Annotated in this window: 13 protein-coding genes, 1 tRNA gene and 1 pseudogene; 12 read left to right on the forward strand and 3 right to left on the reverse strand. The window is 65.3% G+C overall.

The window, feature by feature from the left end; all coding sequences use genetic code 11:
• Positions 1 to 15: 15 nt before the first annotated feature.
• Together AC1DIX_RS07620 and AC1DIX_RS07625 are read left to right on the forward strand one after the other, a co-directional pair.
• On the forward strand, positions 16 to 1,551 hold the full coding sequence (locus AC1DIX_RS07620; protein WP_477323288.1) for an SEL1-like repeat protein: 1,536 nt from the start codon (positions 16 to 18) through the stop codon (positions 1,549 to 1,551).
• Positions 1,552 to 1,577: 26 nt separating this feature from the next.
• Positions 1,578 to 4,352, forward strand: a complete 2,775-nt coding sequence (locus AC1DIX_RS07625) for a M16 family metallopeptidase (protein WP_477323291.1) — start codon at positions 1,578 to 1,580, stop codon at positions 4,350 to 4,352.
• A gap of 4 nt (positions 4,353 to 4,356) precedes the next feature.
• On the opposite strand, the gene AC1DIX_RS07630 is transcribed toward AC1DIX_RS07625, so the two are convergent.
• Entirely contained in the window at positions 4,357 to 5,157 is an 801-nt protein-coding gene (locus AC1DIX_RS07630) for an alpha/beta fold hydrolase (RefSeq protein WP_477323294.1), read from the reverse strand.
• A gap of 154 nt (positions 5,158 to 5,311) precedes the next feature.
• On the opposite strand from AC1DIX_RS07630, the gene AC1DIX_RS07635 reads away from it, so the two are divergent.
• The 3 genes from AC1DIX_RS07635 to AC1DIX_RS07645 all read left to right on the forward strand — a co-directional run bounded on the left by AC1DIX_RS07635 (position 5,312) and on the right by AC1DIX_RS07645 (position 9,178).
• Entirely contained in the window at positions 5,312 to 6,541 is a 1,230-nt protein-coding gene (locus AC1DIX_RS07635) for a putative DNA modification/repair radical SAM protein (RefSeq protein WP_477323296.1), read from the forward strand.
• Complete coding sequence (locus AC1DIX_RS07640) at positions 6,538 to 8,064, forward strand: UdgX family uracil-DNA binding protein (protein WP_477323298.1); 1,527 nt, start codon at positions 6,538 to 6,540, stop codon at positions 8,062 to 8,064. Before AC1DIX_RS07635 ends, AC1DIX_RS07640 begins: the two co-directional genes overlap by 4 nt.
• A gap of 127 nt (positions 8,065 to 8,191) precedes the next feature.
• A complete protein-coding gene (locus tag AC1DIX_RS07645) occupies positions 8,192 to 9,178 on the forward strand; it encodes a TraB/GumN family protein (protein WP_477323300.1) in 987 nt (328 codons plus the stop codon).
• Positions 9,179 to 9,182: 4 nt separating this feature from the next.
• On the opposite strand, the gene epsC is transcribed toward AC1DIX_RS07645, so the two are convergent.
• Positions 9,183 to 10,115 carry a serine O-acetyltransferase EpsC gene (gene epsC / locus AC1DIX_RS07650; RefSeq protein WP_477323302.1) on the reverse strand — a complete coding sequence of 311 codons (933 nt, stop codon included), beginning with the start codon at positions 10,113 to 10,115 and terminating at the stop codon, positions 9,183 to 9,185.
• A gap of 668 nt (positions 10,116 to 10,783) precedes the next feature.
• Here epsC and AC1DIX_RS07655 point away from each other — a divergent pair.
• The 5 genes and pseudogenes from AC1DIX_RS07655 to AC1DIX_RS07675 all read left to right on the forward strand — a co-directional run bounded on the left by AC1DIX_RS07655 (position 10,784) and on the right by AC1DIX_RS07675 (position 17,863).
• Complete coding sequence (locus AC1DIX_RS07655) at positions 10,784 to 11,734, forward strand: PEP-CTERM sorting domain-containing protein (RefSeq protein ID WP_477323304.1); 951 nt, start codon at positions 10,784 to 10,786, stop codon at positions 11,732 to 11,734.
• Positions 11,735 to 11,865: 131 nt separating this feature from the next.
• Positions 11,866 to 12,789: pseudogene (locus tag AC1DIX_RS07660) on the forward strand (IS5 family transposase).
• 88 nt (positions 12,790 to 12,877) lie between these two features.
• Positions 12,878 to 12,951: transfer RNA gene (locus AC1DIX_RS07665), tRNA-Gly, on the forward strand.
• A 96-nt stretch (positions 12,952 to 13,047) separates the two neighbouring features.
• On the forward strand, positions 13,048 to 15,108 hold the full coding sequence (locus AC1DIX_RS07670) for a hybrid sensor histidine kinase/response regulator (RefSeq protein WP_477323306.1): 2,061 nt from the start codon (positions 13,048 to 13,050) through the stop codon (positions 15,106 to 15,108).
• A 43-nt stretch (positions 15,109 to 15,151) separates the two neighbouring features.
• A complete protein-coding gene (locus AC1DIX_RS07675; protein WP_477323308.1) occupies positions 15,152 to 17,863 on the forward strand; it encodes a bifunctional diguanylate cyclase/phosphodiesterase in 2,712 nt (903 codons plus the stop codon).
• A 63-nt stretch (positions 17,864 to 17,926) separates the two neighbouring features.
• On the opposite strand, the gene AC1DIX_RS07680 is transcribed toward AC1DIX_RS07675, so the two are convergent.
• Positions 17,927 to 19,057, reverse strand: coding sequence for a succinylglutamate desuccinylase/aspartoacylase family protein (locus AC1DIX_RS07680; protein ID WP_477323310.1), 1,131 nt, complete (start codon positions 19,055 to 19,057; stop codon positions 17,927 to 17,929).
• A gap of 147 nt (positions 19,058 to 19,204) precedes the next feature.
• Between AC1DIX_RS07680 and trmB the strand changes: the two genes are divergently transcribed.
• Complete coding sequence (gene trmB / locus AC1DIX_RS07685; RefSeq protein ID WP_442122883.1) at positions 19,205 to 19,885, forward strand: tRNA (guanosine(46)-N7)-methyltransferase TrmB; 681 nt, start codon at positions 19,205 to 19,207, stop codon at positions 19,883 to 19,885.
• A 158-nt stretch (positions 19,886 to 20,043) separates the two neighbouring features.
• On the forward strand, positions 20,044 to 21,267 hold the full coding sequence (locus AC1DIX_RS07690) for a sensor histidine kinase (RefSeq protein WP_477323312.1): 1,224 nt from the start codon (positions 20,044 to 20,046) through the stop codon (positions 21,265 to 21,267).

The raw sequence follows: 21,267 nt of genomic DNA on the forward strand, positions 1-21,267 counted from the left end.
GGAAGCCGCCTTGCCATGCCTGATACCGTCGCTCATCACACCGCTGAGTTCCTGCGCGTAAAAGCGCTGGCCGAGCGCGGCGTCGCCAGCGCCCAGCACAGCCTGGGCTTCATGTACGTGAACGGCCACGGCGTGCCGAAGAACGACGAGCTGGCGGTGGCCTGGTACCGGATGGCGGCCAGCGCCGGCCTCGAACAGGCCCAGTACAACCTCGGCGTGATGTACCAGAAGGGCCAGGGCGTGGCCCAGGACCTGGCGCAGGCGATCTACTGGTACACCCAGGCGGCCGAGCAGGGATACGCCGCGGCCCAGTACAACCTGGGCTGGCTGTACGCCAAGGGCCAGGGCGTCCCGGCCGACGTGCAGCAGGCCATGCACTGGTTCAGCCAGGCGGCCGAACAGGGCGACGCCGGCGCCCAGCACAACCTCGGCATGATGTACGAAGGCGGCAAGGGCGTGGCCCAGGACATCGGCCGCGCCATCGAATGGTATCGCCGCGCCGCCGACCAGAACTACGCGCGCGCGCAGTTCAACCTGGCGCTCCGCTACGACAGCGGCCAGGGCGTGGACCGCGACGTGCAGCAGGCCATCCACTGGTTCCGCAAGGCGGCCGAGCAGGGCTATGCGCCGGCCCAGTTCAACCTCGGCCTGCGCTATGACAAGGGGCAGGACCTGCCGCAGGACAGCGAAAAGGCGATCCTGTGGTACGGCCGCGCCGGCGAGCAGGGCCACGCCAGCTCGCAGTTCAACCTGGCCCTCATCCACGACAGCGGCCACGGGGTGGCCCGCGATCCCGACCTGGCGCTGCACTGGTTCCGCAAGGCGGCCGAGCAGGGCCATGCCGGCGCCCAGGACAATCTCGGCCTGCGCTACGAGCACGGCCAGGGCGTGGACCAGGATTACGGACTGGCCGCGCACTGGTACCGCAAGGCCGCCGAGCAGGGTTCCGCCGGCGCCCAGTACCACCTCGGCCAGCTGCTCGATGCCGGCCATGGCGTCGAGCAGGATGCCGGGCAGGCGCTCGACTGGTACCGCAAGGCCGCAAGCCAAGGCCACCTGCGCGCCCAGTTCGACCTCGCCCTGCGCATCGAGGACGAGGCCATGCACTGGTACCGCAAGGCGGCCGACCAGGACTATGCGCCGGCCCAGTACATGCTGGGCCAGCTGCTCGACCAGGACGACAGCGGCACCATCGACCCGCGCCAGGCCTACGAGTGGTACCGCAAGGCGGCCGACCAGGGCCACGCCCTCGCCCAGTTCGCGCTCGGCCTGCGCTACGACAGCGGCCACGGCGTCGAACGCGACTACGAAGCCGCCCACTTCTGGTACCTGTGCGCCGCGCGCCAGGGCCATGCGCGCGCCCAGTTCAACCTCGGGGTCATGTACGCCAGCGGCCAGGGCGTGCAGAAGGACCTGGTCGAAGCCTATGCCTGGCTGCACCGCGCCGGTGCCGCCGGCGTTCAACCCGCCACCAGCTACATCCAGCGCATCGCCGCACGCATGGAACCCCACCTGCTCGCGCAAGCCAACGGATACGTTGGCGCGGCATAACAAAAACCAGAAACAGAAGAGAGAAGATGAAACTCAAGCAGATCGTGCTCGCGCTCGGCCTGGCCGCGCTTGCTTCCGCGCCGGCACTTGCCGCCAATGCCACCGCCACCGCTTCCAAATCCGCGCCCTCGGGCTTCGACCGCAAGGCCTACAGCATCGCCTACAAGAAGTTTGTGCTGCCGAACGGCCTGACCCTGCTGGTGCATGAAGACCACAGCGTGCCGGTGGTGGGCGTGAACGTCTGGTACCACGTCGGCTCGCGCAACGAGAAGCGCGGCAAGACCGGCTTCGCCCACCTGTTCGAGCACTTCTTCTTCAACGGTTCCGAGAACTACCCGCACGGCTTCCGCGAGGCGATGGACGACCTCGGCGCCAACAACCGCAACGGCACCACCAACACCGACCGCACCAACTTCTTCGAGGACGTCCCGACCTCGGCACTGGAGCGCACGCTGTTCCTGGAATCGGACCGCATGGGCTTCCTCGGCAATTACATCTCGCAGGCCATGCTCGAGCGCGAGCGCGGCGTGGTGCAGAACGAGAAGAGACAAGGCGACAACCAGCCCTACGGCAAGGTGCGCTACGAATTCGCGGCCAAGATGTACCCGTACTCGCACCCGTATTCGTGGACCACGATCGGCAGCATGGACGACCTCAACGCCGCTTCGCTGGAAGACATCCGCGAGTGGTACCGCACCTACTACGGCCCGAACAACGCGGTGCTGTCGCTGGCCGGCGACATCACGCCCGAGCGCGCGCTCGAGCTGGTGAACAAGTACTTCGGCGCGCTGCCGCCTGGCCCTCCGTTGCCGCGCCTTGAAGCCTGGATCCCTGTGCTCGACCGCGACATCCGCGACGAGATGGAAGACCAGGTGCCGCAGGTGCGCGTCTACCGCCGCTGGCACGCCGCCGCCTGGAAGGATGCGGATGTGGCGCGCCTGCAGCTGCTGGCCGACGTGCTGGCCGGCTCGAAGAGCGCGCGCCTGGACAAGCGCCTGGTGTACGAGAAGGGCATCGCCACCGGCGTGTCCGCCGGCATGCAGGACAGTGAACTGGGCGGCACCTTCGGCATCACGGTCACGCTCAAGAACGGCGCCGACCAGCTCGATGCGGAACGCGAAATCGACCGCATCGTGGGCGAACTGCTGGAAAAGGGCCCGACGAGCGAGGAACTGGCGCGCGTGAAGACCCGCGAGCTGGCCGACTTCTCGCGCAGCCTGGAGCGCCTGGGCGGCTTCGGCGGCCGCGCCGACGTGCTGGCCGAGAGCATGACCTATGGCGGCAGCCCGGACGCCTACCTGACCCGCCTGGAGCAGATGGCCAGCGCCACCCCGGCGGACGTGAAGGCGGCCGGCAAGCGCTGGCTCAGCGGGCATCATTACACGATGACGGTCAAGCCTTATCCGAAACTGGCGGCCGTCAAATCCGGCTTCGACCGCAAGCAGTTGCCGGCCCTCGGCCAGGCGCCCGACGTCAGCTTCCCGGCCATGCAGCGCGCCCAGCTCAAGAACGGCCTGAAGGTCGTGCTGCTGGAGCGCCATGGCGCGCCGATCGTCAACGCCGCGCTGGTGCTGGATGCCGGCGCCGCCGCCGACCCGGTCGGCAAGGAAGGCCTGGCGTCGCTGAGCCTCGGCCTGATCGACAAGGGGACCAAGGCGCGCAACGCGTTCCAGTTATCCGACGCATTGGAATCGCTGGGCGCCGACATCAGCACCGGCACCTCCCAGGACCAGTCGGTGGTGCGCCTGAAGGCAACCAGCGCCAACCTGGCGCCGTCGCTGGCGCTGATGGCCGACGCCGCCCTCAACGCCACCTTCCCGCAGGACCAGGTCGAGCTGGCCAAGCAGCGCCGCCTGGCTCAGGTGGGGCAGGAGAAGGCCCAGCCGAGCGCCCTCGCGGTGCGCGTGATCCCGGGCATCCTGTACGGCGCGGGCCATGCCTACGGCCGTCCGGCTTCCGGTACCGAAGCCAGCACCCGGACCATCAGCCGCGACGACGTCGCGCGCTGGCATGACGCCTGGTTCCGTCCGGGCAGCGCGACCCTGGTCGTGGCCGGCGACACCACCCTCGAAAAGTTGATGCCGGCGCTGGAGTCGAGCTTCGGCAAATGGCAGGCCGGCGGCGCCCCCGCCAAGCAGGTGCCGAGCGTGCCGGCCACCGCGGGCAAGCGCATCTACCTGATCGACAAGCCGGAGGCGCCGCAGTCGACCATCGTCGCCGCCCACGTCTCGCTGCCGTCCGGCCAGCCGGACGAACTGGCGATCCAGGCCGTCATGCACGACTTCGGCGGCATGGCGACCTCGCGCCTGAACCGCAACCTGCGCCTCGACAAGCACTGGAGTTACGGCACCACCGCCCGCATGATCGACATGCGCGGCCAGCGCAGCTTCCTGACGATCGCGCCGGTGCAGACCGACAAGACGGTCGAGGCGATGCAGGAAGTGTCGAAGGAGATCCGCGACATCGCCGGCCAGCGTCCGATCGCCGGCGAGGAATTCGACAGCGTGATGCGCAACGTGACCTCGCGCCTGCCGGGCCGCTTCGCCACCCTGGATGCGCTCGAAGGCGCGGCCATCACCAGCATCAACCTCGGCCTGCCGGACGATTACTGGAACCGCTACGCCGGCGGCATGCGCTCGCTGAGCGACAAGCAGCTGGCCGGCGCCGGCGCGCGCTACGTGCATCCGGACGAAGTCGTGTGGCTCGTGATCGGCGACCTGCGCAAGGTCGAGCCGGGTATCCGCAAGCTGGGCTGGGGCGAGGTGACCGTGCTGGACGCGGACGGCAAGCCGGTCCGCTGAGCGCTCAGCCGAGCGTCCGCGCCAGGAAGGCATCGATCGCCCGGGAACTGGCGGTCGGCTCGCTGATGTGCGGACAGTGGCCTTCGTCGTCGATGACGTCCAGGCTGCTGTTCGGCAGGTGGCGCAGCAGGTAGTGGCCGACCTCGCGCGGGACGAGCGGATCGTCGCTGCATTCCAGGATCAGCGACGGCACGGTCGAACGAGCCAGGTCGGCGCGGTGGTCGGACAGGAAGGTCACGCGGGCGAAATGGCGGGCAATGCCCTGGTCGTTGCGCATGAAGCTGGCCACCAGCTCCGCGGTCAGCGCCGGCCGCTTCGCCCCGATCAGTATGGGCGCCATGCGCCGTGACCAGCTCGGGAAATCGTCGTCCATCGACGCCAGCAGGTTGTCCATATCCTCGCGGCTGAAGCCGCCCACATAATCGCCGTCGTTGATGTAGCAGGGCGACGGTCCCACCATGACTTGCGCAGCGAAGCGCTCCGGCGCCTTGATCGCCGCCAGCATGCCGATCGTGGCGCTGACCGAATGGCCGACGAAGACCACCGGCCCGGCCGCGCAGGCGGTCAGTATTTCCAGCAAATCGTCGGCATGGCCATGCAGGCTTCCATGCCTTGCTCGGTCATAGGCCGTGCGGTCGGAATCGCCGCTGCCGGTCAGGTCATACAGGATGGTGCGGAATCGCCCTTCATAGGCGGGGGCGAGGAAGCGCCACATGGTCTGGTCGCAGCCGAAGCCGTGGGCGAACACCAGGGTCGCGTGTCCGGCGCCGGCGACGTGGACGTTATTGCGGAATTGGACAGACATCAATAATCAGATTCGTCAAAAACAATTGCAAACTATCATAGTTTGATCATGTTGCAAACCGATGAAGACGCGCCCGTGGCAAGCGTGCGTCCACGCACCGCCGCACCGGCATGAACTGCGGTATACTGTTCATCCATACAGTATTTACTGCACAATGGAACTCAAAGACAAGCTCGAGATCCTGGCCGATGCCGCCAAATACGACGCCTCCTGCGCCAGCAGCGGCGCGCCCAAGCGGGATTCGGCCGACAAGGACGGCCTGGGCGCCACCAACGGCATGGGTATCTGCCACAGCTACACGCCGGACGGACGCTGCGTATCGCTGCTGAAGATCCTGCTGACCAACTTCTGCATCTACGACTGCCAGTATTGCGTGAATCGCCGCAGCTCGAACGTGCCGCGGGCCCGCTTCGCGGTCGACGAAGTGGTCAAGCTGACCCAGGATTTTTACCTCCGCAATTACATCGACGGGCTGTTCCTCAGCTCGGGCATCATCCAGTCCAGCGATTACACGATGGAGCAGCTGGTCGAGGTCGCGCGGCGTCTGCGCGAGGAGCACAAGTTCCGCGGCTACATCCACCTGAAGACGATTCCGGATGCCGACCCGCGCCTGATCGAGCTGGCCGGCAAGTACGCCGACCGGCTGTCGGTCAACATCGAGCTGCCGACCCAGGACAGCGTCTCCCGCCTGGCGCCGGAAAAGAACGTCCACACGATCAAGCTGGCGATGGGCGCCATCCGCACCAGGCTCGACGAGAAGGACGAGCACCCGAAGGCGCCAGTCTTCGCGCCGGCCGGGCAGAGCACCCAGATGATCGTCGGCGCCGACGCCAGCGACGACCAGACCATCCTGAACACGGCCCAGACCCTGTACGGCAGCTACAAGCTCAAGCGGGTCTACTACTCGGCCTTCAGCCCGATCCCGCAGAGCCCGTCCAGCGTGCCGTCCGCGCCGCCGCCGCTGTTGCGCGAGCACCGCCTCTACCAGGCCGATTTCCTGTTGCGCGGCTATGGCTTCACGGCCGGCGAACTGATGCCGCAGGCGGGCAACCTGGCGCTCGACATCGACCCCAAGCTGGCCTGGGCGCTCGGCAACCGCGAGCACTTCCCGCTCGACCTGAACCGCGCCGACGAAGCCATGATCGCGCGCGTACCCGGCATCGGCCTGCGTTCGGCCAAACGGCTCATCGACCTGCGCCGCCTGCGCCGGATCCGCTGGGAGGATCTGTCGCGCCTGCGCTGCAGCCTGAAGAAGCTGGCGCCCTTCGTGGTCACCGCCGACTACAAGCCGGCGCAAGACGCGGCCTCCTCCGAACTGCTGCGGCGGAACATGGCCGACGCTCCGCAGCAGATGAAGCTGTGGCCGGAGCTGCAGGCGGCATGAGCGCGATCGACCGACAGCGTGCGGGCCAGCCGCTGCTGGTCGAGACCTTCGCCGAATGGCGCGAGGCGGCGCGCGAGCTGCTGGTCCACGACGTGCCGCCGGAGCTGCTAACCTGGAGCACGCCCTACGCCGGCGGCGACCTGTTCTCGGGTGCGCCGCCCACGGCCGAGCAGCCGCATAATCCTTCCGACTTGCCGCCGCCCGCATCGGACCAAGCGCGCCACGGACCGGCACACGGGCCGAAACACGGCGCGCCGAGCATTCCGCGCTCGCTGATGGACATGCTGCAAAGCGCCGCCTGCTGCCGCGTGCCGGACCGCTGGGCCTTTCTCTATCGCGTGATCTGGCGCTGGCAGCAGGGCGAGCACGAGGTGCAGTCGCCGGCCGACGAAGACGGCGCGCGCCTGCATGCGATGGTGAAGGCGGTGCACCGCGAGGAACACGACATGCATGCCTATATCCGATTCCGCGAACGTCCGCCTGACGCCGGGCCGCCGCGCTTCGTCGCCTGGTACGAGCCGCGCCACGACGTGCTTCCCCAGGTCGCCGAGCATTTTATTTCCCGCATGGGCAAGGTCAGCTGGATGATCGCCACGCCCGAGGCCAGCGTGCTGTGGGATGGCCAGACCCTGCACAATACCGGCCCGCTGGTGAAGAACTCCGACGACCTCGAAGACACAGGGGAAGCCTTGTGGCTGACCTACTACCGCAGCGTGTTCAATCCGGCGCGCCTGAACGTCGAGGTGATGCGCCAGCACATCACTTCGGACCGCTGGAAAAATTTGCCAGAAGGCAAAATCGTGCCGCATATGATTTCCGAGGCAGCGATGGGCGCGCGCAAGATCGGCCAGTACGAGGCGGTGGGCCAGCGCAAGGGCACGACCATCCCGATCGCCCCCGAGGATGCCCAGCCGGAGCGCCAGCAGCCTTCCAAGCTGGACGAATGCCGGCGCTGCGAGTTGTGGCAGTTCGCCACCCAGGCCGTCGGCGGCGAAGGGCCGAAGAAGGCGAAGATCATGTTCGTCGGCGAGCAGCCGGGCGACCAGGAGGACCTGGCCGGCCAGCCTTTCGTCGGGCCCGCCGGCAAGCTGCTCGACCGCGTGTGCGAGGCGGCCGGCGTCGACCGCGAGACCATTTACGTGACCAACGCCGTCAAGCACTTCAAGTGGGAACCGCGCGGCAAGCGGCGCCTCCATAAGACCCCGGCGCAGAAGGAAATCGAGGCTTGCCACTACTGGCTCGACAAGGAACTGGCCCACGTAAAACCTACCGTGATCGTGGCGCTGGGCGCGACCGCCCTGAAGTCGGTCATGCGCAGCGCCAACGTGACGCTGAAGAACGCGATGGGCAAGCCGGTCTTCCACGAAGGCCACTGGATCGTCACCACCTATCACCCCTCCTACGTGCTGCGGGTGCCGGGCGAGGACGCCAAGCGCGACGCCTTCCAGGCCATGGTGGAGGGCTTGAAGCTGGCCCACGGCCTGCTGGACCGGCAGCCGGAAGAGCCGCCCGCTGCCGACTGACAGATATGCATGCTTTGTGACAAGCTGTTACGCGAGTAGCCCTCTTGATGCCAGTTAGTTAAGCTTTGGCAACACAACAATAAGGGGGTCTCCGATGCTTGCCGCACGCTTTGCCTGTGTCTTGTCCATGAGCCTGCTCGGCGCCGCCGCGCTGGCGCAGACCGATCCGCCGCCCGCATCCGCGCCCGCCGGGCAGGAGCTCGAGGCGGCGCCCGCCACGGTCGTGGTCTCGGGCAAGCGTCCCGGACCCGGCCTCTGGAAAGTCTCGAAGGATGGCCACGTGATGTGGGTGTTCGCCATGCATTCGCCGCTGCCGCAAAAGATGGAATGGGATTCGGTACGGGTCGAACGCCTGGTGGCGCAATCGCAGGAGGTGCTGCTGCGTCCCGGGGTCAGTGTCACGGTCGGCTGGATGAGCGGACTGAGCATGCTGCCATCGCTGATCGGCCTGAAGAAGAACCCGGACGGCGCCGAGTTGCACGACCTGCTGCCGGCCGATGTCTATGGACGCTGGACTGTGCTGAAGCAGAAATACATCGGCGGCGACGACGGCGTCGAGCGTTACCGTCCCTTCTTCGCCGCCGAGGAGTTGCTGGATGCGGGGCTGAAGAAAAGCGGGCTGTCGAAAGGGGGGGAAGTCGCCGATCAGATCGAGAAGATCGCCAGGAAGCACGACGTGAAGCTCACCAGCACCGGTGTCTCGGTCACGCTCGAGCATCCGCGCGAGGCGCTGAAGGACTTCAAGAAGTCGCAGATGGAAGACGTGGCCTGCTTCACCAAGACCCTGGAGAGTTTCGAAGGCGATATCGATGCGATGAAGCTGCGCGCGAATGCCTGGGCCAACGGCAACATCGCCGAGATCGGCAAGCTCGATTATGCCGAGCGCGAAGATACCTGCAACGACGCCATGATGAACGGTTCGTTCGCGCGGACTAATCCGGCCTTCCAGGACATGCGCGAACGCGGCCGGGTGGCATGGATGAAGACGGCGGAACGGGCGCTCGCGAAGAATGCGAGCACCTTCGCGCTGCTGTCGATAAGCCAGGTGCTCGGTCCGAAGAGCTACCTGGCCGAGTTGCAGGCAAAAGGTTATACGGTCGAGAGCCCGAAGTAAGCCTTCAGCCCGGATCGCCGGGCATGCCCAGGGTCTCGAACACTTCCTCGCGCGAAGCGGCCTGTGCCACGCGCGCGCCCGGCGCCACGTCGTGGGTCAGCCAGACATTGCCGCCGATGACCGCACCCTTTCCGATCGTGATGCGGCCCAGCACGGTGGCGCCGGCGTAGATCACGACGTCGTCTTCCAGGATCGGATGGCGCGGCAGGCCCTTCTGCAGGCTGCCGTCGGCATTCGTCGGGAAGCGCTTGGCGCCCAGGGTGACGGCCTGGTACAGGCGCACGCGCTGGCCGATCACGGCGGTCTCGCCGATCACGACGCCGGTGCCGTGGTCGATGAAGAAGCCGGTACCGATCGTCGCGCCCGGGTGGATGTCGATGCCGGTGGCGGCATGCGCCAGTTCCGAGATGATGCGCGCCAGCAGCGGCAGCCCGAGTTCGTACAGGCGGTGCGCCAGGCGGTAGTGGATCATCGCCAGCACGCCGGGATAGCACAGCAGCACTTCGTCGACGCTGCGCGCGGCCGGGTCGCCCTGGTAGGCGGCCAGCACGTCGCTGTCGATTTCCATGCGGACCTGCGGCAGGGCGGCGCCGAAGGCGCGGGTGGCGTCGATGGCCTGGCTGGCGATGTCGCCGTCGGTGCGCTGCTCCAGCGCGGCGCTGTAGTGCAGCTCGATCTGGACCTGGCGCAGCAGGGCATGCAGGGCGGAATCGAGGGCGTGGGCGACGTGGAAGTCTTCGCTTTCCCGGCGCAGGCCGGGCGGCCCCAGGCGCATGGGAAACAGCACGCCCTTGAGCTGGCCGACGATGTCCGCCAGCGCATCGCGCGAAGGAAATTCGATGCCGCGCACCTCGCCGGCGGGACGGTGGGCCTGGCGCCATTGCTGGCGGGCGTCGTGCAGGTCGCGCACGATCGCGCCAATGTCGAAGTGAGCCATCAGTTGTTCCTCGAGTGAAATAAGCGCTGGGCGCCAGGGCGTGCGCGCCGCGCTTCCAATATATCGGGCCGGTTTGCGGATTCCAATGAATATAAAAATGCTAGCTCATGCGGAACGTTTCTAGCGGCTTGCGCAGTCGCCTGTACTGGGCATCTTAGGTCACGTCGGGACAGCGGCTTCGGGCTTGGTCAAGCTGCCTGCATTTCAATAGAAATTCCATCAGTAAATAAATATTTTTAAATTGAAATCTAAAAATAAAAGTCTTTATTTTAAATTTTTTTCATGAATTATTGCAATATTAATTTCATGCAAACTTAAGTGATTGATTTTTATGGATTTTATTGACTGGTGCAGGATTTGATTTTATTCGATGAATGAAGAGATGTCATATTATCCGATCAGTTCTCATAGGCTGGTGCTGTGATAAGGCACTCCCAACGTTAAGCCGAAGCAGTATCATTTTAACGATGGACTTGAGAGATTGGGATATGTGATACGAGTAACTGGAACGAAGACTGTCGAGAAAATTTACAAGGACGATGAAAAATATTATAGAACAAAATTCTAAGTCACTGATTTATAACGGGTGAATCCTATTGGCACGGTTTATGCTATCCAGTGTTCGCAGTCCCTTGTTAATAAAATCATTTAACGAAAAGGTTAATGTCATGAAAATGAGATCGACGCAGGCATTCCTGGGCCTTCTAAGCTTTTGTTCTATACTCATTTCTCCCGCTCACGCTGGGGCCCTAACGCCTTACACGACGTTTTTTAATACCGATCTGACCACCGCTGGCACAGGTGGTTTGCGAGGTACTGGTACCGGAACGATCAATGTGAGCGGCGTGAGCGGCACGGTCACAAACTCCCTGCTCTACTGGCATGGCCCAACAAATTCCATGGACCCAAATGCAAATGCAAATGTCAACGTGAATGGAAATGGAGTTACCGGAACGAACATAGGGTTTTCCGATAATAACTTCTGGGGTTTCGCTAACAGCCAAGCATATCGAGCAAACACCACAAGCGTTATCAACGCCAATGGTGCTTATAATCTTACCAACTTTAATAAGCCTGGAGTTGAGGTTAACGGTGCTGCAACGCTAGTGTTGTTCAATGATGGTAACTCAGCAAATAATAGGGACGTGGTGGTTTTCGACGGTAATGATTCGAATTTCGCCTCCGCCTACGATACTGCGGGTTGGGACATCAACCTTGCAGGTATCAACTATACCGGAGGCTCGGCTTTCCTGAGATTGTTCGTATCTGATGGTCAGAATTTCGGGCCGAACGACGATGGTACCTTGCGGATCAACGGAGTAGCCTTGGCGAGCGGTGGTCTCTTTCAAGGCGCCAGCCTACCGGGGCCATCCATTGGCAACGGTAACTTGTTCGATATAGTTAGTTTTGATATTACGCCCTTCTTAACATTAGGGCCCAATTCCCTCCATATAACTTTGGATGCAGGATTTAATGACGCCCTCAGTGCAATCACAGCGATCATTGACCTCCCTGCAGGCGCGGCCCCGATTGTGAGCGTCCCAGAACCCGGCACTGGAGTTTTAATCGTTCTAGGCCTGACTCTGGTTGGGGCCTTATCGCGTAAAAGATCAGTGTGAGATGTGATCTTCTTTGAACGTACAAGCGCCGACACCGAGCAAGGTGCCGGCGTTGTGTAAATGCCCAAGAGGCTCTGTTGCATAAATCCAGCCGGACGGCATGTCGTCTGCAGCTCAGGTAGCCTTTGTGCATGAAACCCCCTCCCCAGAAATACCGAACGACGAACTGGAAGGCATACAACGCGGCGCTCAAGTCGCGCGGCTCACTGCTCATCTGGCTCGACCCAACGATGAACTGGCACGGCCAGGCAAGTGACAAGCGTGGACGCAGTCCGACCTTCAGTGACCAGGCCATTCAATTCTGTCTGAGCATCAAGTGTTTGTTCAACTTACCCTTGCGCCAGGCCATGGAATGGCCGAGAGCCTTTTGCATCTGGCAGGGCTGGGCTGGACTGACCTGTGCCGGACTACAGCGCGGTAAGCCGGCGTCAAAGGCCGCTGCAGGTAACCGTTGAAGTTGCACCCACCACGACAGGCTTGCATCTGCACGGGCATCAACATGCTGGGCGAAGGCGAATGGAAGACAAAGAAGCATGGTTTTGAATATCGACGGCAACGGCGCAAGGTGTACCTTGGCATCGATGCCGCCACACTCGAAATCCGGGCCATGGAAGTGACCGACAACGGTATTGGCGATGCGCCTGTGCTGCCGGATCTATTGAGCCAGATTCCTCTCGACGAGCAGATCTCTGCCGTCAGCGGTGATGGGGCTTACGACACCAAGGCCTGTCATGAAGCCATCGCTCTACGCCAGGCCCAGGCAGTCATCCCGACCAGGAAGAATGCTAAACCCTGGAAGACGAATCGTCAGGGTGCCGAGGCGCAAAACGAGATTCTGCGAGCAACGCCGCGGCCTCGGACGAGCAATATGGGAGAGGTGGAGCGGCTACCACTGACGTAGCCTTGTCGAAACCAAAATGCGCTGCTTTAAGCTGCTCGGCGAACGCATCATGGCGCGGGACTTCGATCGTCAGGTCGCCGAGCTGCAAGTGTGCGCTGCAGTGCTGAACCGCTTCACGCGCCTCGGCGCGCCCGTTACGGTCTCTATGCGATAAATGTGTCGACAGAAAGGCACACTCGCCTTTTCCTTATTTGTGCAACAGAGCCTCAACAACGTTGAAACCCGCGTAGAATGCGGGCAACGCGGGTGTAGCTCAATGGTAGAGCAGAAGCTTCCCAAGCTTACGACGAGGGTTCGATTCCCTTCACCCGCTCCAGCCTTCCCCGAAACGCTTCCGCCCGCCTAGCCCCTGCCTCGCCGTGCGGCTTGCCTCTTGAAGTTATGGCAAACTCGGGTCTTCATCCGACCAGCCATGACCATGCGACAACACGCTCCACGGCCCGATCAACCATCGCACGATGCCGACAGCCTTGCCGGCTCGCTCATGTTCCTGAGCGGGGGTGGCGAAGCCGGGGCGCTGATGCGCATGCAGGACTGGAGCGAATCGCCGCTCGGGCATCCCCGCACCTGGCCGCAGGCCCTGCGCACCCTGGTCGGGCTGATGCTCAATTCGGGGTTCCCGATGTTCGTCGCCTGGGGCGAGGGACTGGGCTTCCTGTACAACGATCCCTATCGCGAGATCCTCGGCGACAAGCATCCGCGCGCGATGGGCCGGCGCTTCCACGACATCTGGGCCGAGATCTGGGACGACATCTGGCCCCTGATCGACCGCGCGCTGAAGGGCGAGGCCACCTACGTCGACCGCCTGCTGCTGGTCATGAACCGTCACGGCTACGACGAGCCCACCTGGTTCACCTTTTCGTATTCGCCGGTGCGCGACGAGGATGGCATCATCCGCGGCATGCACTGCGCCTGCGTCGAGGTCACAGACCAGGTGCTGTCCGAAAAATACCGCGACGAAGAAAACGAGCGCTTCCGCACCCTGTTCGAACAGGCGCCCGGCATCATTGCCGTGCTGCGCGGTCCCGAACACGTGTTCGAGCTGACCAACCAGTCCTACCTGCAGCTGATCGGCCATCGCCAGATCGTCGGCAAGGCCGCGCGCGAGGCGCTGCCGGAAGTGGTGGGGCAGGGCTTTTTCGAACTGCTCGACCGCGTCTATTCCACCGGCGAACCCTTTGTCGGTCACGCGCTGCCGGTACGCCTGCAGCGCGAGCCGGACGGCCCGCTGGAAGAGCGCTACATCGACTTCGTCTACCAGCCGATCCGCGACGCCGGCGGTGCCGTCTCCGGCATCTTCGTCGAGGGCAGCGACGTCTCCGCGCGCAAGCAGATCGAGGACGAGCTGCGCGCGGCGAACCGCCAGAAGGACCAGTTCCTCGCCATGCTGGCCCATGAACTGCGCAACCCGCTGGCGCCGATCATGACCGCGGCCCAGCTGCTGAAGATCGGCAGCCTCGATAGCAGGAACATCGCCAACGCCAGCGAGATCATCGTGCGCCAGGCATCCCACATGACCGACCTGGTGAACGACCTGCTGGACGTCTCGCGCGTGACGCGCGGCCTGGTCACGCTCGAGAAGGAAGAGCTCGACCTGAACGTGATCGTGTCCGCCGCGGTGGAGCAGGTGCGGCCGCTGATCGACGCGCGCCGCCACTCGCTCACGCTGCAGCTGTCCGGCCGCAGCGCCCATGTGATGGGTGACCGCACCCGCCTGGTGCAGGTGATCTCGAACATCCTCAACAACGCCGCCAAGTACACCGCGCCGGGCGGCAGGATCACGCTGTCGGTGACGGTCGACGAGGAGCGCGTGCACGTGGCCGTGCGCGACAACGGCGTCGGCATCGTGCCCGACATCCTGCCCTATATCTTCGACCTGTTCACCCAGGCCGAGCGCACCCCGGACCGCTCCCAGGGCGGACTCGGGATCGGGCTGGCCCTGGTCAAGAGCCTGGTCACCCTGCATGGCGGCACCGTGTCCGCGAAGAGCGGGGGACTGGGACAGGGCAGCGAGTTCTGCATCTGCCTGCCGCGCCTGGCGAGCCTCGGCGGGGCGGCGGAGGACGAGGTCGCCGCCGCCGGCATGCGGGCGCCTGGCGCGCTGCGCGTGATGGTGGTGGACGACAATGTCGACGCCGCGCAGATGCTGGCCGCGCTGCTGGAGGTACAGGGCCATGCCGTCAGCGTCGAGTACGACGCCAGGGGCGCACTCGAACGCGCCCAGCGCGAACGACCGGACGTGCTGCTGCTCGATATCGGCCTGCCCGACATGGACGGCTACGAGCTGGCGCGCTGCCTGCGCAGCCAGGCCGGCGGCGCGCGCGCCACCCTGGTCGCGCTGACCGGCTACGGCCAGAGCCAGGACCGCAAGGAGGCCGAAGAGGCCGGCTTCGACCACTACCTCGTCAAGCCGGCGGACATGGACCAGGTCAACGAGGTGCTGGCCGAGGCGACCCGGGAACGCGGCCGCTGAGGGCTGTCATCAAACGGTAACCTGCGCTGGCTAGACTTGCCGCATGAGCAAGCCCAGCGCGCACACCGTCCCCCGCACCCACCGATTCTTTGCGCTGCTGTGGCCGGCGCTGGCCCTGCTGGCTTGCGCCGCGCTGTGGAGCGCCGCCATGCTGCGCGCGAACGCCGAGCACCGCCGCGCCGAGGACCAGGCCTTCAAGGAAGCCGACGCCTACGCCGAGGCCTACGAGCAGTACGTCACCCGTTCGCTGGCCCAGATGGACCAGATCACCATGCAGCTCAAGCACAGCTGGGAGCATTCGCGCAACCGCGCCCTGGTCGAGGACATGCGGCGCGACGGCATGTTCACCGACAGCGCCTTCCTCGCGGTGAGCGTGATCGGGCGCGACGGCAAGCTGGCTTCGTCGCGCGGCCTGCACGCCGGCCAGGACGCCGACCTGTCGTCCGCCGCCTTCTTCGTCCAGCACCGCGACAGCAACTCGACCGCGCTGCGGATCGGCATGCCGCCGCCGGAACTGGGCGCGCTGCGCGGCGCGGTGCTGTTCACGCGCCGCCTCGACACGGCGGACGACGAATTCGCCGGCGTGCTGCTGATGGCGGTCGACGCCGCCTACTTCACCTCCTTCGTCAGCTCGCCCACGCTGGGCGAGAACAGCCTGCTGGCGCTGGTCGGCAGCGAGGGCAATCTGCGGCTCGAACAGGACAGCAGCGGCGCCGTGCGCCTCGGTGCGCGCGGCTCGCTGCTGCCGGCGAATGCGGAGCGTTGGCCGGTGGCCCGCGGCGTGCAGCTGGTCGACGCGGTCCGGGGGGCCGGCCGCGCGGAGCAGGCCGGCTTCGGCGACGGCCGCGCGCGCGTGCTGGGCTGGCGCCGTTCCAGCGCCTACCCGGTGGTGGCGCTGGTGGCGCTGTCGCACGAGGGGGCGCTGGCGGGCGCCGAGGCCTACTGGCGCGACAGCCGCGCCTATACCTCGATGGCGACCGCGGTGCTGCTGCTGTTGGCCGGCATCGCCAGCATGCTGTCGCTGCGCGCGGCGGCGCGGGCGCGCGAGCAGGACGAAGTGGCGCGCGCCTACCGCACCGCCACCGAGAGCGGCAACGACGGCTTCTACATGGTCGCGCCGCTGCGCGACCGCAAGGGCCAGATCGTGGACTTCCGCATCGTCGACTGCAATGAGCGCGGCGCCTTCTTCTACGGGCTGACGCGCGCCAGCCTGGTCGGCATCCTGATCTCCGAACTCCACCGCGGGATCGGTTCGGCCGAACTGCTCGCCAACTACCGCCAGGCGATGGCGAGCGGCTTCCACCAGGAAGACCGCCGCATGCCGGACGATAACCGATTGAACATCCGCTGGGGCCACCGGCGCGTGGTGCGTGTCGGAGACGGCCTGGCCGTGACCCTGCAGGACATCAGCGAGCGCAAGGAACACGAGTCCCAGCTGGCGCGCCTGGCCAATGAGGACAGCCTGACCGGCCTGCCGAACCGCCACTGGTTCCTGCACTTCGTGCCGTCCGCGCTCGCGCATGCCGAGGCCAGCGGCCAGGGCGTTGCGCTGCTGTTCATCGACCTCGACGAATTCAAGCAGGTCAACGACTCGCACGGCCACGCGGTCGGCGACCGCCTGCTGAAGGCGGCGGCCACGCGCCTGCTGTCGCAGCTGCGGCCGAGCGACCGCGTGGCGCGCTTCGGCGGCGACGAATTCATCGTCCTGCTCAGCCCCTTCGACAGCGACGAGCAGATCGGCATGGTGGCGCAGCGCATCATCCAGGCCTTCAGCAAACCCTTCCAGATCGCCGAGGAGCAGCACGTGATCGGCGCCTCGGTCGGCATCAGCGTGTTCCCGCGCGACGGCCAGGATGCCGCCACCCTGATCCGCCACAGCGACATCGCCATGTACGCCGGCAAGAACGAGGGCAAGGGCCAGTACCGCTTCTTCGATCCGGCCCAGTCGAGCACCCTGAAGACCCGCGCCCAGCTGCGCCAGCGCCTGCTCGAAGCGATCGACAAGCGCCAGTTCGTGCTGCACTACCAGCCGCGCGTGGACACCCGCAGCGGCGAGCTGCTCAGCATGGAGGCGCTGCTGCGCTGGGAGCATCCGCAACTGGGCATGATCCGCCCCGACGAATTCATCCCGCTGGCCGAGTCGAGCGGCCTGATCGTGCCGATCGGCGCCATCGTGATCGACCAGGCCTGCGCCCAGCTGGCCGCCTGGGCCGCCGACAGGGAGCCGGTGGCGCCGGTCTCGATCAACGTCTCGCCCAAGCAGTTTCTGCGTGGCGGCGTGGCGCGCCAGCTGGGCGAAGCCTTGTCCCGCCACGGGGTCGCGCCGCGGCTGCTGGAAGTCGAGATCACCGAGTCGGCCATGATGGGCGACCAGGACGAGATCCTGGCCGAGCTGGCGGCGATCCGCGCGCTCGGCGTCAAGCTGCACGTCGACGATTTCGGCACCGGCTACTCTTCGCTGTCGCAGCTGCAGCGCATGAAGATGGACGTGCTGAAGGTCGACCGCTCCTTCACCGCCGAGCTGGGACGCTCGAAGGAGGGGACCGTGTTCTTCCAGGCGATCGTCTCGATGGCGCACGCGCTCGGCATGGAAGTGGTGGCGGAGGGCGTCGAGAACGAGGAACAGCTGGCGATCCTGCGTACGCTGGGCTGCAACGAGGTGCAGGGCTACCTGGTGGCGCGGCCGATGCCGGCGGAGGCGATGGCGTCGCTGCTGGCGCGGCGCTACCTGTTCGATGACAGGCTGGCTGCCTAAGCTTTGTACCGTCGTTCCGCGAAAGCGGGAACGACGGGCAGGTGGCGGGAACGACGGTTATGGTCAGCTGCCCAGCAGGCTCCCACTCCGAAAAGCCGAATCCCCCGCAATCTTACAAACATGCATCCCGCGCAGCAGATGCCGGTGCGCCGTGCTGGCGAACAGGATCCCGGCCCGCGTCGCGCGCAAGGTGGTCGTCTTGCCGCTGACCGGGTTGACGATGTCGGCCACCGCTTCGTTCTCGGCCACGCGGTCGCCCAGGCGCTTGAGGAAGACCAGCACGCCCGAGTGCGGGGCGGCGAGCGGTTCCACGCCTTCCAGCGGGGTCGGCTCGGCCACCAGGGGCGGCAGCGGCTCGCGTTCGATGTCGAGCACGCCCTGGTAAGCCAGGTACTGCAGCAGCCCTTGCGCATCCTTCTCGGCCAGCTCGTAGCGCACGTCCATCTCGCCGCGCAGCTCGACGGTCACGCCGATGCAGCCCATCGGGATCGGCATCGAAGGCCCGAAGTGGTCGGCCAGCTCCCACCACAGGCGGCTGCAGGCTTCGTCGAAGGGTTCGCCGCCGGACTCGCGCGCCAGCAGGGTCGCGTGCGCGCCCAGCAGGGCCGCCAGCGGCTTGACCTGGTCGGCCAGCGGGGTGCCGGTGTACAGGTGCAGCACCGCCTCGTTATCGCAATGCAGGTCGAGCATGATGTCGGCGTCGATCGCCATCCCCAGCAGGAGTTTCTTGAGGTCCTGGGTCGGGCTGTCGGTCTGCCAGTTGGCGACGGCGCGGCGCGCGTGTTCGCGGACCAGGGCGGCGTTGGCTTGCGCATCGGTGCCCAGCTGGCCCTTCAGCGATGCCTTCAGCTCCGCGGCGACGTGCTTGTAGGAGCGGTTGAAGTTGATGCCGCTGGAGAGGTCGTAGCGGCCGAAAGGGGCGCCGTGGACGACCTGCGACAGCCCGATCGGATTGGCGGCCGGCACCAGGATGATCTCGCCCTCGATCCGTCCCTCGGCGTCCAGGCGCTCCAGCTCGCGCCGCAGCACGTGGGCGACCAGCATGGCCGGCACCTCGTCGGCGTGCAGCGAGGCCTGGATATAGACCTTCTTGCCGGCGCCGGGATTGCCGCGCATTTTGCCGAAGCTGTATGAGGTCAGCTGGAAGTTGGCGACGTTGTCTTCGGTCGCGATCGGGTGGGAGAAGGACTGCATCACGGCTCTCTTTCCATTCGTGGAAGCGCCATTATGTCCGAGAATGGCGGCTGGCTCCGTCCCGTTGGGGATATAATGTCGACCCTTTTCTCTTGTCTCCGATCGATCATGTCTTCCGATACGCCCACCAACAGCCAAGGCCGTCCGATGCTCTACGACCCGCTTGATCACCGCATCCGCAGCTTCGTCACCCGTGCGGGACGGCTGTCGACCGGGCAGGCGCGCGCGCTCGAGGAATTCGGGCCGAAATTCCTGATCGAGTACCGCAAGGAGACCTTCGACTTCCACGCGCCCTTCGGCCGCAACGCGCCGCTGGTGCTGGAGATCGGCTTCGGCATGGGCGACACCACGGCCCATATCGCCAAGGCGATGCCGGGCACGGACTTCGTCGGCGTCGAAGTGCACACGCCGGGCGTGGGCAGCCTGCTCAAGCAGATCGGCGAGCAGGGCATCGAAAACCTGCGCCTGATCCAGCACGACGCGGTCGAGGTGCTGAACAACATGATCGCCGACGGCTCGCTGGCCGGCGTCCACATCTTCTTCCCGGACCCATGGCACAAGGCGCGCCACAACAAGCGCCGCCTGATCCAGCCGCCTTTCGTCAAGCTCCTGTGCGACAAGCTGGCGCCGGGAGGCTACATTCACTGCGCCACCGACTGGGAAGACTACGCGGTGCAGATGCTGGAAGTGCTGGGTGCCGAACCGCAGCTCGCCAATACCGCCGAGGGCTATGCCGAGAAGCCGTCCTACCGCCCGCTGACCAAGTTCGAGAACCGCGGCCTGAAGCTGGGCCATGGCGTGTGGGACCTGGTGTTCACTAAAAAATAATTTGTCATTCCCGGCATTGCCGGAAATGCCCTTCCGCGGAGGCAGGGTCGTCGTTCATCCACCCGGATTCGTCGCTCGTCCCTTTTTGCTTTCCGGCGCCGACTGGCCTGCCTAGACTGTAATCGTTGCTATATATTAACGATTGCGAAGGAGGCATCATGTGGCGCAAGTTTTTGGACCAGTATCGGGCGATCGCAAACGTCGACAAGCATATTGCCGTGCTCGAGCGGCCGGAACTGGCGTCCAGTACGGAAGACCCCAGCCTCCGACTCATCTGCCGGAAACTGGCCGAACGCTCGCCGGTGGAGCGCCAGCAGATGCGCGCTTTCTCGCTTGCCATGAAGGGCTGGCGCGGCAGGGTCTGGACCTGCGGCTTGTTGGCCGTCTTCACGCTGTGCGGTGCGGCCCTGCACCTGCACTCTCCAGATATCGGCTGGGTCGCGGCAATCGTCAGCGCCAACGCCTGCGGCATTGCGCTGGCTTTTGCCCTCATCGGCGCCTGGTTCAACTATCGCCAGTTTTCGCAGGAAAAGCTGAAGCTGCTGCTGGCAGTGCTGGGGTTTGCCGTCTTCGCCGCCGTGGGTTCGACCCTCATGACCATGTGGCTGCAAGGCCAGCCGCTGGCGCATACGATGGAGAGGGTGTCGCATTTCACGGGCGGTGTCCTGGCCGGTTCGCTGGCTATCCTGGCGCCGGTGCTGCTGATCAGCATCCTTCGCAACCGTCATTACGAGGCCCTCAACGTGCAGCTGCAGCGCGAAGCCGAGCAGGCGCGCCTGGCGCGTGAACTGTCCGAATCCCAGCTGCGCCTGCTGCGCGCCCAGATCGAGCCGCACTTCCTGTTCAATACCTTGGGCGCGGTGCAGCAGCTGGCCCAGCATGGCGCGCCGCGCGCCGCCGAATTGACCGCTAACCTGATCGACTTCCTGCGCTCCAGCATGCGCGACATGCGCAGCGAGCAGGTCTGCCTGGCCGCGGAGTTCGGCCTGGTCGAGTCTTACCTGAAAGTGATGCAGGTGCGGCTGGGCGAGCGCCTGCGCTTCTCCCTGCAACTGCCGCGCGCGCTGGAACAGGTGCGGCTGCCCAGCATGATCCTCCTGACCCTGGTCGAGAACGCGATCAAGCACGGCATCGAACCGGCCTTGCGCGGCGGCGAGGTCACGGTCTCGGCCGAGCTGGTCGACGGCAAGGTGCGGATCCGCGTGCGGGATGGCGGCGTCGGCATGAGCACGATCCCGGAGCAGGACGAGGGCGGCGGCACCGGCCTCGATAACGTGCGCCTGCGCCTGCGCCTGGCCTACGGCGAGGCCGCCGGTCTGGCGCTGCATGACGGCGATCCGGGACTGATCGCCGACGTCACCATCCCCCATCCGCAGGCATGA

It is taken from the genome of Massilia sp. 05N420 (assembly GCF_056397205.1).

Excerpts from the sequence above, each read along its gene's own strand:
- trmB (WP_442122883.1), top strand. The coding sequence starts at position 19,205 with ATGCTCTACGACCCGCTTGATCACCGCATCCGCAGCTTCGTCACCCGT.
- AC1DIX_RS07670 (WP_477323306.1), top strand. The coding sequence starts at position 13,048 with ATGACCATGCGACAACACGCTCCACGGCCCGATCAACCATCGCACGAT.
- AC1DIX_RS07640 (WP_477323298.1), top strand. The coding sequence starts at position 6,538 with ATGAGCGCGATCGACCGACAGCGTGCGGGCCAGCCGCTGCTGGTCGAG.
- AC1DIX_RS07630 (WP_477323294.1), bottom strand. The coding sequence starts at position 5,157 with ATGTCTGTCCAATTCCGCAATAACGTCCACGTCGCCGGCGCCGGACAC.
- epsC (WP_477323302.1), bottom strand. The coding sequence starts at position 10,115 with ATGGCTCACTTCGACATTGGCGCGATCGTGCGCGACCTGCACGACGCC.
- AC1DIX_RS07680 (WP_477323310.1), bottom strand. The coding sequence starts at position 19,057 with ATGCAGTCCTTCTCCCACCCGATCGCGACCGAAGACAACGTCGCCAAC.
- AC1DIX_RS07635 (WP_477323296.1), top strand. The coding sequence starts at position 5,312 with ATGGAACTCAAAGACAAGCTCGAGATCCTGGCCGATGCCGCCAAATAC.
- AC1DIX_RS07690 (WP_477323312.1), top strand. The coding sequence starts at position 20,044 with ATGTGGCGCAAGTTTTTGGACCAGTATCGGGCGATCGCAAACGTCGAC.
- AC1DIX_RS07625 (WP_477323291.1), top strand. The coding sequence starts at position 1,578 with ATGAAACTCAAGCAGATCGTGCTCGCGCTCGGCCTGGCCGCGCTTGCT.
- AC1DIX_RS07645 (WP_477323300.1), top strand. The coding sequence starts at position 8,192 with ATGAGCCTGCTCGGCGCCGCCGCGCTGGCGCAGACCGATCCGCCGCCC.
- AC1DIX_RS07620 (WP_477323288.1), top strand. The coding sequence starts at position 16 with ATGCCTGATACCGTCGCTCATCACACCGCTGAGTTCCTGCGCGTAAAA.
- AC1DIX_RS07675 (WP_477323308.1), top strand. The coding sequence starts at position 15,152 with ATGAGCAAGCCCAGCGCGCACACCGTCCCCCGCACCCACCGATTCTTT.
- AC1DIX_RS07655 (WP_477323304.1), top strand. The coding sequence starts at position 10,784 with ATGAAAATGAGATCGACGCAGGCATTCCTGGGCCTTCTAAGCTTTTGT.